General features: G+C 69.4%; 8 protein-coding genes. 5 read left to right on the forward strand and 3 right to left on the reverse strand.

Annotation, left to right across the window (positions count from 1 at the left end; translation table 11 throughout):
- Positions 1–68: 68 nt before the first annotated feature.
- The 4 genes from prfA to clpB all read left to right on the forward strand — a co-directional run bounded on the left by prfA (position 69) and on the right by clpB (position 6,501).
- Complete coding sequence (gene prfA / locus EYW49_RS04545; protein ID WP_131306641.1) at positions 69–1,145, forward strand: peptide chain release factor 1; 1,077 nt, start codon at positions 69–71, stop codon at positions 1,143–1,145.
- A complete protein-coding gene (gene prmC / locus EYW49_RS04550) occupies positions 1,142–2,050 on the forward strand; it encodes a peptide chain release factor N(5)-glutamine methyltransferase (RefSeq protein WP_131306643.1) in 909 nt (302 codons plus the stop codon). The genes prfA and prmC overlap by 4 nt, the downstream gene beginning before the upstream one ends.
- A 459-nt stretch (positions 2,051–2,509) precedes the next feature.
- A complete protein-coding gene (locus EYW49_RS04555) occupies positions 2,510–3,616 on the forward strand; it encodes a DUF4167 domain-containing protein (protein WP_131306645.1) in 1,107 nt (368 codons plus the stop codon).
- 287 nt (positions 3,617–3,903) lie between these two features.
- A complete protein-coding gene (clpB, locus tag EYW49_RS04560; protein WP_131306647.1) occupies positions 3,904–6,501 on the forward strand; it encodes an ATP-dependent chaperone ClpB in 2,598 nt (865 codons plus the stop codon).
- Between the two features lie 79 nt (positions 6,502–6,580).
- Here clpB and EYW49_RS04565 read toward each other — a convergent pair whose 3' ends face one another.
- Positions 6,581–7,765: an E22 family MetX-like putative esterase gene (locus EYW49_RS04565; protein ID WP_131306649.1), complete on the reverse strand. Its 1,185-nt coding sequence runs from the start codon at positions 7,763–7,765 to the stop codon at positions 6,581–6,583.
- Between the two features lie 236 nt (positions 7,766–8,001).
- Between EYW49_RS04565 and EYW49_RS04570 the strand changes: the two genes are divergently transcribed.
- Complete coding sequence (locus tag EYW49_RS04570) at positions 8,002–8,610, forward strand: YitT family protein (protein ID WP_131306651.1); 609 nt, start codon at positions 8,002–8,004, stop codon at positions 8,608–8,610.
- 34 nt (positions 8,611–8,644) lie between these two features.
- Here the strand turns inward: EYW49_RS04570 and EYW49_RS04575 are convergent, their stop codons facing one another.
- Positions 8,645–10,651 carry a M23 family metallopeptidase gene (locus EYW49_RS04575; protein WP_131306653.1) on the reverse strand — a complete coding sequence of 669 codons (2,007 nt, stop codon included), beginning with the start codon at positions 10,649–10,651 and terminating at the stop codon, positions 8,645–8,647.
- A gap of 441 nt (positions 10,652–11,092) precedes the next feature.
- On the reverse strand, positions 11,093–11,358 hold a 266-nt coding region (locus EYW49_RS23240), incomplete at its 5' end, for a hypothetical protein (RefSeq protein ID WP_206365378.1).

The raw sequence follows: 11,358 nt of genomic DNA on the forward strand, positions 1-11,358 counted from the left end.
GCCGCGTCCGATCCGTCGTGACGCCGGACCCGCCGGCCGCCCCTCGTCCTCGCGCATCGAATTCACCCATGGCCCTGTCCGACAAACTCGATTCCGTCCTCGACCGTTTCGCGGTGATCGAAGCGCGCATGGCGGCCGGCGCCGAGGGCGGCGACTATGTGCGGCTGGCCCGCGACCATGCCGAGCTGGCGCCGCTGGTGGCGCGCATCCGGGCGCTGCGGGCGGCGGAAGCCGAGCTCGCCGGGCTCGACGACCTGCTCGGCGATGGCACGACCGACGCGGAGATGCGCGGGCTGGCGGCGGCGGAGCGCGGGCCGACGGCGGCCCGGGTCGCCGACCTCGCCCACGAGGTGGCGCTGGCGCTGTTGCCCAAGGACACCGCCGACGAACGCTCGGTGATCCTCGAGGTCCGGGCCGGGACCGGCGGCGACGAGGCGGCACTGTTCGCCGGCGATCTCTTCCGCATGTACGAGCGCCACGCCGCGCTACACGGCTGGACCACCCAGGTGATCTCGATGAGCGAGGGCGATCTCGGCGGCTTCAAGGAGATCATCGCCGAGATCGCCGGGCCCGGCGCCTATGGGCGGCTGAAGTTCGAATCGGGGGGGCACCGGGTGCAGCGGGTGCCGGCGACCGAATCGAGCGGCCGCATCCACACCTCCGCCGCGACGGTGGCGGTGTTGCCGGAGGCCGAGGAGGTCGACGTCGAGATCGCCGATTCCGATCTGCGCTTCGACACCTTCCGCGCCTCCGGCGCCGGCGGCCAGCACGTCAACAAGACCGACAGCGCGGTGCGGGTGACCCATCTGCCGACCGGTCTGGCGGTGGCGGTGCAGGAGGAGCGGTCGCAGCACCAGAATCGCGCCAAGGCCTTGATGCTGCTGCGCACCCGGATGTTCGATCTCGAGCGCGAGCGCCTCGCCTCCGCACGCGCCGCCGACCGGCGCTCGCAGGTCGGCTCGGGCGATCGCTCGGAACGGATCCGCACCTACAACTTCGGCCAGGGCCGGGTCACCGATCACCGCATCGATCTGACGCTGCACAAGCTCGATCAGATCCTGGAAGGCACCGGCCTGGACGAGATTCTCGACGCGCTGATCGCCGATCACCGCGCCGGCCTGCTCGCCGCGGACGCCGAGCGATGAGCGGCGACGAGCCCCTGGTCGCGCCGGGCACGCCCGCGACGGTCGGCGGCGTGACGCGGCGCCTGCGCGCGGCGCTGGCGGCGGCGGGAATCGACGGCGCCGAGATCGAGGCGCGGCGGATGGTCGGCGCGGTCACCGGGCTCGACCTGACGGGCTTGGTCACCGGCGCCGACCGGCCGCTCGACGCGACGGCGCTGGCGCGGCTGGAGGGCTGGCGCATCCGGCGCCTCGCCGGCGAACCGGTCGAGCGGCTGATCGGCGCGGCCGATTTCTTCGGCCTGGCCTTCGCCCTGTCGGCCGAGACCCTGGTGCCGCGGAGCGACACCGAGACGCTGGTGGTGGCGGTGCTCGAGGCGCTCACCGAGGCGCGTTGTACGGCGCCGGTGATCGCCGATCTCGGGGTCGGTTCGGGGGCGATCCTGGTGACGCTGCTCCACGAAGTACCGGGGGCGATCGGCATCGGCACCGATCTCTCGGCCGATGCGCTCGCCACCGCGCGCGCCAATGCGGGAACCCACGGGGTGGCGGCGCGGGCGCTGATGCTGCGCGGGTCCTGGGCCGAATCACTGGCGCTCGGCGCCTTCGACGTGGTGGTGTCCAATCCGCCCTACATCGAAACCGCGACGATCGCCGGGCTCGACCGGGAAGTGCGGGTGCACGATCCGATTCGCGCGCTCGACGGCGGCGCCGACGGGCTCGACGCCTATCGGGCGATTCTCGCCACCGCACCGCAGCGATTGCGACCGGGCGGGCTCCTGGCGGTGGAAATCGGCGCCGGGCAGGGCACGGCGGTCACGGCGCTGTTCGCGAGCGCCGGTCTCGGGGCGATCGCGCTCGTCCGCGACCTCGCGGGACGCGATCGGGTGGTGCTCGGACGCCGCTCGACGGCGGGATCTTCACCGTGAAAACACGAGTCGAGGCCGGCATCGGAAATTAGGCCTTGGAAAAACCCCGAGAAATCGATAGTTTCCGAGCACCGAAGCAGAACGTCGACGGACGGTGACCCAAGGCGCGAGGTATGCGCCGGCCCGCAGAGGGTTCCTCTCGGGTCACAGACCCCGTCGAGCGTCGGCGGTTTCGCGCAGTCTCGTGCGAATCGCTCCGCCTTCGGCCCGTCCAGCGACCCGGGGACCCGTGCGGCCCAACTCGAAAGTTCCGTTCCATCCCGGTCCACGACCGGGGTCCCGCTCCGACCGGATCGACGTCCGGTCCGCTCGGTGGGTTTCGCCGGAGCGGGGGTTTCCGAGGGGATCGACGGAGGTCGAGCCTCGACGAGGCGCGGTCGACCGCGAAGGCGGCGACACGACGTCGGCTCTGGACGAAGTCAGCAACGACCAACATTCCTCGGACGAGATCGCATCAGGATGAGACAGGGAAATTCCAAACAGCGGATGCGCGGGCGCAGCGGCAATGGCGGCCCGAGCGGCGGCGGTACCGGGCGCAAGGGCCCCAATCCCTTGAGCAGGTCCTACGAATCCACCGGGCCGGACGTCAAGATCCGCGGAACCGCTCTGCACATCGCGGAGAAGTACGTGTCTCTGGCCCGCGATGCCCATTCCAGCGGCGATCCGGTGCTGGCGGAGAGCTATCTCCAGCACGCCGAGCACTATTACCGGATCATCGCCGCGGCCCAGGCCCAGTCGCCGCAGTCGATGTCGATCATCCGCTCCGACCTTCAGAACGACGACGACGACGACGATGCCGAGGGCTACCAGGAGACCCGCTTCGACACGCGGACCTTCGAGCCGCGGGTCCCGGAAGTGCGGGCGCCCGAGCCGCGGTCGCCCGACGCCCGGGTCAGCGAGACCCGGATCGCCGAGCCGCGCGAGCCGCGGGAACATCGCGAGCCGCGCGAAGCCCGGGAACCCCGCGAGATCCGCGAGGTTCGTGAACCCCGCGAACCGCGCGAGGCCCGCGAGCCGCGCATCGAGGCGCGCAGCGAGTTGCGGATCGGCGACGAGGGCTACATGCCGATCGACGCGCCGCAGCCCTTCGTCGACGAGTTGCCGGGCGAGCGTCCGCGCAACGACCAGCGTCCGGCCGGCGATCGGGTGCGGGGCCGTGGCTTCCGCAACGGTCCGCGCAGCGACGGTCGTCCCGGCGATGCGCCGCGTCCGGAGGGCGGCCGTTTCGAGGGTCGTCCGCCGCGCGAACGTTACAATCGCGCCGAGCCCCGCTCCGACGATGCCGCACCGCGCGAGTCCGATCTCGAGCAACTGCCGGCCTTCCTGATGACCCCGACCCCGCGTCCGGCGGCCGCTGCCGCCGCTGCGGCGCCGACCCCGGCTCCGGTGCCGGTCGCGGCCCCGGTCGTCGCCGCGGCGCCGATCGCCGCTCCGGTCGAGGCCACCGAAGTCGGCGAGGACGGGGAGACCCCGCGTCGTCGCACCCGTGGCGGTCGCGGTCGCGGTCGTCGCCCCGAGTTCGAGGGTGGCGAGCCGACCGAGACCAAGGTCGTCGTCGAAGAATGAGTTTTGAGGCTCGGTGCCGCGCACCGAGCCCGCCCGACCTGCCGATGAGAGCCCGGAACGCCCGTCGTTCCGGGCTCTTTCGTATTTGCGGCATGGGGTCGGGGCTGCGGCCGGTGGTGATCGTCGGCGGTCGTGGGTGCTGCCTCTTCTCCGGCGCGCTGCGGCTTCCTATATGGGTTTCGGAGGGTCGGGGGTGCCCACGCGGGGCCCGCGATCCCGGACACGAAATCCCGAGACGCAGCGGACCGGGCCATCGGACGGCGACGCGGCGGGCCAGGAGGGACACCATGAACATCGAGAAATACACCGAACGTGCCCGCGGCTTCCTGCAGTCGGCGCAGACCCAGGCGCTGTCGCGCGGCCACCAGCAGTTCACCCCCGAACATCTCCTCAAGGTTCTGCTCGAAGACGAACAGGGCCTGTGCGCCGGTCTGATCGACCGGGCGGGCGGACGCTCGCGCGAGGCGCTCGCCGCCACCGATCGGGCGCTCGACAAACTGCCCAAGGTCAGCGGTGGCGCCGGCCAGCTGTACATGGCGCCGGGCACCGCGCGGGTGCTCGAATCGGCCGAGAAGATCGCCGACAAGGCCGGCGACAGTTTCGTCACGGTCGAACGCTTGCTGGTGGCGATCGCGCTCGACAAGGAGTCCGAATCCGGGCGGATCCTGGCGCTCTGTGGCGTCACGCCGGCGGGGCTCAACACGGCGATCGAGACGATCCGCAAGGGTCGCACCGCCGATACCGCCTCGGCCGAGAACCAGTACGACGCGCTGAAGAAATATGCCCGCGACCTCACCCAGGCGGCGCGCGACGGCAAGCTCGATCCGGTGATCGGCCGCGATGAGGAGATCCGCCGGACCATCCAGGTCCTGTCGCGGCGCACCAAGAACAATCCGGTGCTGATCGGCGAGCCCGGCGTCGGCAAGACGGCGATCGTCGAAGGTCTGGCGCTCCGTATCATCAACGGCGACGTGCCGGAGAGCCTCAAGGACAAGAAACTGATGGCCCTCGACATGGGCTCGCTGATCGCCGGGGCGAAGTATCGCGGCGAATTCGAAGAGCGTCTGAAGGGCGTGTTGACCGAGGTCCAGGCGGCCGAGGGCGGCATCATCCTGTTCATCGACGAGATGCACACGCTGGTCGGCGCGGGCAAGAGCGAGGGGGCGATGGACGCCTCCAATTTGTTGAAGCCGGCGCTGGCGCGCGGCGATCTGCACTGCGTCGGGGCGACCACGCTCGAGGAGTACCGCAAGCACGTCGAGAAGGACGCGGCGCTGGCGCGGCGCTTCCAGCCGGTGTTCGTCTCCGAGCCGACGGTCGAGGACACGATCTCGATCCTGCGCGGGCTGAAGGAAAAATACGAGCTGCACCACGGCGTGCGCATCGCCGATTCGGCGATCGTCGCGGCGGCGACCCTGTCGAACCGCTACATCGCCGACCGTTTCCTGCCCGACAAGGCGATCGATCTGGTCGACGAGGCCTCGGCGCGGCTGCGCATGGAGGTCGATTCCAAGCCCGAAGCCCTCGACGAACTCGATCGCCGGGTGATCCAGCTCAAGATCGAGCGCGAGGCGCTGAAGCGCGAGACCGATCAGTCATCGCGCGACCGCTTGGTGCGGCTCGAGAAGGACCTGTCGGAGCTCGAGCAGGAATCCGCCGAGCTGACCTCGAAGTGGCAGGCCGAGAAGGACAAGCTGGCCTCGGCCAACAAGGTCAAGGAGAGCCTCGATCAGGCCCGTCTCGAACTCGAGCAGGCGCAGCGCGCCGGCCGCTTCGACCGCGCGGGCGAGCTCGCCTATGGGGTGATCCCCGGGCTCGAGACGCGATTGAAGGAGATCGAGGCCAAGGGCGGCGACGATCAGCCGGTGCAGGAAGCGGTGACCGCCGACATGATCGCCCAGGTCGTGTCGCGGTGGACCGGCGTGCCGGTCGATCGGATGCTGGAGGGCGAGCGCGACAAGCTCTTGCGCATGGAGGACGAACTCGCCAAGCGGGTGGTCGGCCAGGCCGAAGCGGTGCATTCGGTGTCGACCGCGGTGCGCCGGGCGCGCGCCGGGCTGCAGGATCCCAACCGGCCGATCGGCTCGTTCATGTTCCTGGGGCCGACGGGCGTCGGCAAGACCGAACTGACCAAGGCGCTGGCGGCGTTCCTGTTCGACGACGATCAGGCGATGGTGCGCATCGACATGTCGGAATACATGGAGAAGCACTCGGTCGCCCGGTTGATCGGCGCGCCGCCGGGCTATGTCGGCTACGAGGAGGGCGGGGCGCTGACCGAAGCCGTGCGGCGGCGGCCCTATCAGGTGATCCTGTTCGACGAGGTCGAAAAGGCCCATTCGGACGTGTTCAACGTGCTGCTGCAGGTGCTCGACGACGGCCGGCTGACCGACGGCCAGGGCCGCACCGTCGACTTCCGCAACACGATCATCGTACTGACCTCGAACATCGGCGCCGAATTCCTGGTCGAACTGGCCGAGGGCGAGGACGTCGACCGGGCCCGCGACGCGGTGATGGGCATGGTCAAGGCGCATTTCCGGCCGGAGTTCCTCAACCGGCTCGACGACATCCTGCTGTTCCACCGCCTGCAGCGGTCGGACATGGGGCGGATCGTCGACATCCAGTTCGCGCGTCTGCATGCGCTGGTCGCCGATCGGCGGCTGGAGCTGGTGCTCGAACCGTCGGCCCGCGACTGGCTGGCGGCGCGCGGCTACGATCCGATCTACGGCGCGCGGCCGTTGAAGCGGGTCATCCAGCGCGAGGTCCAGGATCCGCTGGCCGAGAAGATCCTGATGGGTCAGATCGCCGACGGTTCGCGCGTGGTGATCTCGGGCGGCGGCGATCGGCTGATCTTCGCCGTCGCCGCCGAGGAGGCGGTCGCGGCCTGAGCCGCCCCGAACCTTTTCGCGTGAAAGATCACGAAGGCCGCCCTCGGGCGGCCTTCGCCGTATCGGGATCGGCTCGGCCTCACTTGGCCAGGAAGGCGCGGATCGTGTCGGCGGCCTGGGTCATCGACACCACGCCGTCGAGATGGCCGCGCTTGCCCTGGAGCTGGAAGGTCTCGACCGGGGTGCCGGCCTTCTTCAGGGCGGCGATGGTCGCCTCGACCGCCGGGCCGGGGAACACCAGATCCTTGGGCTGATAGATCACCAGGGTCGGCGCCTTGATCTTGGCCGCCGCTTCGTCGAGCGTCGCGGCACCGCCCGGCGCGTAGAGCTGGTTGGCCTTGACCAGATAGAGCAGGTGGTTGGCGTCGGAGACCTTGGCGCGCGCCGTGCCGCCGGCGCCGAGCGCGGCGACGACGCGGAATTCGTTGCCGATCGCCTTGGCCGGGTCGCGCGCCGGATCGGCCCATTGGCGGCCGTTCTGCTCGTCGGTGATCTCCCAATGGGAGGCCTGCTGTGAGACGATCTTCAGCGAAGCGGCGAGGCCGGCGAGCGGCGGCTCCTTGCCGTAATAGTCGCCGCCGGCCCAATTGGGATCGACGCGGATCGGGTCGGCCCACAGGTCGAGCCAGGCGATCAGGAAGGCGTCGGCCTCGGCCGCGCCGATCACCGGGATGATGCGGTCGACCATGCCCGGATTGGCCGCGGCCCATTCGTAGGTCTGCAGCGCGCCCATCGACGCGCCGGTGACGGCGTGGAGCTTCTTGATGCCGAGGCTCTCGACCAGGGCCTTCTCGACGCGGACGAAGTCGGCGATCGACACCACGGGGAAGCGCAGTCCGTAGGGCTTGCCGGTGTCGGGGTCGATGGTCGCCGGGCCGGTGGTGACGGTCTTGGGACTGCCGGTGTTGAGATTGACCAGGGTGTCGCTGGCGATCACGTAATATTTGTCGGTGTCGATCGCCTTGCCGGGGCCGATGATCGCATCCCAGTAGCCGGGGAATTTGTCGTCGGCGGCATATTTGCCGGCGGCGTGCGAGGTGCCGGAGAAGAAGTGATTGACCAGAATCGCGTTGGACTTGTCGGCGTTGAGCGTGCCGTAGGCCTCCCAGCCGACCCGCACGTCCTTGATGATCGCGCCGGCGGCGGTGGTGTAGGTCGGCAGGACGAAGGTTTTCTTCTCGACGATCAGGTCGTCGGACCAGGCGGCACCGGCGGTGGCGGCGAGAATCAGAGCGGCGGCGGCGAATTTGGCGAACAGCTGCATGGGGCGTCTCCTCGGGATCGTGGGGATCGTGTCCTCGAAGGGCCGTTCGGCGGCGGGTTTCGTCTCGGCCCTCTCCGCGCGGAGAGTGCGACAGCTTCCGTTAGGGTACAACCGGGGCCGACAGCGCTTTTGGTCGGGGTCGACGCGGGGTCCGGGTCTCGCTTTCGCGCTCGAATCCGGCGAGGATCGCGGCGACGGCGACGGTGCGCGCCGGTGGCGCGCAACGGAGTGATGCAATGAACCAGGCGGCCGATCTCCGGCACACCTCCGCGGAGGATCTCTCGGCGCTTCTGACCGGAACGATGTTCGTGGCGGTGGGGCTCGAGATGTTCCGCCATGTCGGGCTCGGCACCGGCGGCGCGGCGGGGCTGGGCTTCCTCCTCCACTACGGCACCGGGCTGGCCCTGCCGTGGTCGTTGGCGGTGGTCAACCTGCCGTTCTACGTCTTCTCCTATCTCCGGATGGGCTGGCGCTTCACCCTCAAGACGGTGGCGGCGGTGACGCTGCTCTCGGCCGAGACCTGGGCGGTGCCGCATTGGCTGGTGTTCACGCGGATCGATCCGATCTTCGGAGCGATCTTCGGCGGGGCGGCGATCGGCGTCGGCCTGTTGATCCTGGTGCGCCACAAGGCGAGCCTCGGCGGCATCGGCATCCTGGCGCTCTATCTCCAGGATCACCACGGCTGGCGGGCCGGCAAGGTGCAGATGGTGCTCGACGCGGTGATCCTGGTCGGCACGGTGGCCTTCCTGTCGCCGTTCGCGGTCGCCCTGTCGGTGCTCGGCGCGGTGATCCTGAACCTGATCCTGGCGCTCAACCATCGCAACGGCCGCTACACCGGCTTCTGACCGGTCCGCCGGTCCGGTGTGCGTCGCGATCGGCTCAGTTGAAACCGGCGAGGCGGGCGGTGCCCTGCTGCTTCGACATCAAGCCGTCGATGCGTTCGCGTTCCTTGCCGAATTCGGCGAGCATCGGGCCGCCGAGTTCGCGCCCACGCGGCAGTTTGACGCGCATCGGATCGACGAAGGCCTGGTTGATCAGCACTTCGTAATGGCAGTGCGGGCCGGTCGAAGCGCCGGTCGAGCCGACATAGCCGATCACCTGGCCCTGGCGGACGCGGGTGCCCTTCTCGACGCCGCGGGCGAAGCCCGACATATGGCCGTAGCCGGTTTCGTAGCCGTTGTTGTGCTGGAGGCGGATGTAGCGGCCGTAACCGCCCTTCCAGCCTTCTTCGGTGACCACGCCGTTGCCGGAAGCGAAGATCGGGGTGCCCATCGGCGCGGCCCAGTCGACGCCGGTGTGCATGCGGTAGTAGCCGTAGATCGGGTGGCGACGGCCGCCGAAGCCGGAGCGGAACACGCCGCCGTCCATCGGCTTGCGCATCAGGAACTTCTTGGCGCTCTTCCCGGCCTCGTCGTAGTAGTCGATCGTCCCGTCGTCGGGGGAGCGATAGCGGTAGTAGCGCTTCGGCTGACCGGCGATCGAAATCGAGGCGTAGAGGATCTCCTGGGTCGCCTTGGCGTCGTTCTGGTCGTCGGCGGCGTAGAGGACTTCGAACTGGTCGCCCTGGCGGACCCGCTGGTTGAAGTCGACGTCGTAGGAATAGATGTCGACCAGCTGCTTGATCAGCTTGGTCGGGATCTGGTTGTCGAGCGCCGTCTGATAGAGGCTGTAATAGATCGAGGGCACGCCGCTCGCCGCGGCGAGGGTCTCGTCCTCGTCTTCCGGCGCGACCATGGCGTCGCCGATGCCCGGTTCTTCCGCCGCGACGAAGCCGCCGTTGTCGTCGAGGGCGACGGTGGCGAGGTGGCCGCCGTCCTTGCCATAGATCGAGACGCGGACCGGCTTGAGCTTTTCGGTCTGATCGATCTTGGCCAGACCGATGCGGACCCGCTGGCCGACCTCGAGCGGACGGGCCTCGGCGCCCTTGGTCAGGCCGCGGATGATCTCGACGATGGTCTTCTCGTCGGCATTGGCATCCTTGAGGAGGCCGCGCAACGTATCGGTCTTCTCGACGGTGACGACCTTCTCGTCGAGGCCGTTGCCGGCCTGGGCGCCGGTGTGGGCGGCGTCGCTCTTGGCGAAGAACGAGACGTTCTCCGGGACGATGCGCATGGCCAGCGCCGAAGTCAGGCCGGGGAAGCCGGGAATGGTGCCGAAGCTGGAGCCGTCGGAGACGGGGAGAGCGGCGACCTGGATCGAGCCGTCGGAGAGGAAGCGCGCCTGGTCGCCGACGATGCGTTCGACCTCGGCCGAGGACATCACCGTGTCGGCGTCGAAGCCGGCGAGATCGGTCGGCAGGTCGCGGGTGCGCAGCGAGATCTCGCCTTCGACGTCGGCATCGTAGAAGGCCGGGTTCTTGGAGGTCGAGCTGCGGCCCGACAGGAGGTCGGTGTCGGCGAAGACCTTCAGCGGGTTGAACGCCGGAATGTCGGCGCGGGCTTCGGGGGCGCGCAGGCTGAGGCCGGCGGCGACCCGCACGAAGGGGCGGACGCGGACCATGTCCTTGTCGCCGACCCGGGTCATGGTCGAGAGATTGAGCACCTGCCGGGTGGCGGCGCGCTCGGCGGCGATCTTCAGGCGATCGGCCTTGGCGAGGATGCCGGCGCCGACGGCGATCGGGCGATCGAGCGCGCGGGCGGCGATGCGATCGGTGACGCCGGAGATCTCCGCCGGGGTGGCGGCGAGGGTATGACGGCCGTCGAGGGCGACATAGAGCGCGCCGCCCATCAGGAAGGTCGAGGTGAAGGCGGTCAGGACCGTGCCGGCCATCCAGCGCAGGCTGACGGCGCGGCGATCGAGCGCACCGACGCCGCCGTCGACCCGCAACGGCAGTTCGCTGCCGAGGTCGATCCCTTCCGGACGGTCGTCGTGAAGACGGTGGCGCATGTCTCTCGTTCGTTGCGGCGGGCCGGCCCGGGCGGGCGCGGCTCTGGCGATTGGATCGGCAATGCGGCGCGAGCGAGGCGACGGTTTCCGCCGAAGGCTCCGGCGCGCCGCGGTCGCCCGCGAAGCGGTCGCCGATCGTCCGACGTGCGCGAGGGTGCACGCAGCGCCGGGCGGCGTCAATCGTCGCGCCCTCACGCACGCGAGAGCGCGCACGTGAAGCTCCTCATCGGTCGGTTTTCGCGTCGGCGGACGGTCGCCGGGCGCGGGCGACGAGAAAACAGGGGAGGGTGGTATCGGGTTCCTTCCACCCCTGGGCGGTCGGCCGCGTGGCGGGCCGGCGGGCCGGCGCCGACGGACGCCGACCGACGGCGCCAGGGTCCCTCGAGAGGTGCGCCGGCGCACCCAACATCTCCTTGAAAACACGTAGTAAATTGAAATTTTTCAGAGGAAACGACGGAATCTGCATTTCGGGTGTTGACGGGTGTTGGGTCGATGGCTATAAACCGCATCAACGACGGCGGCGCTGCCGCTGGCGACGAAATCCTTCGCTCTCCGGTCTGGAAGGGCGGGTCCTGAAAGGGACTTGCCAAACGGTTCTGGAAGGTGTTGAAGGTCACTGAATTCGGGCAACCGAAGGGATGTGCCAAATCGTTCCTCTCGAGAGAGGGTGAGCGTACGAAGTCGGTTCGGCTTCGGGTTCTTTGACA

The sequence above is a fragment of the Siculibacillus lacustris genome (genome assembly GCF_004328075.1).
GTDB lineage: Bacteria > Pseudomonadota > Alphaproteobacteria > Rhizobiales > Ancalomicrobiaceae > Siculibacillus > Siculibacillus lacustris.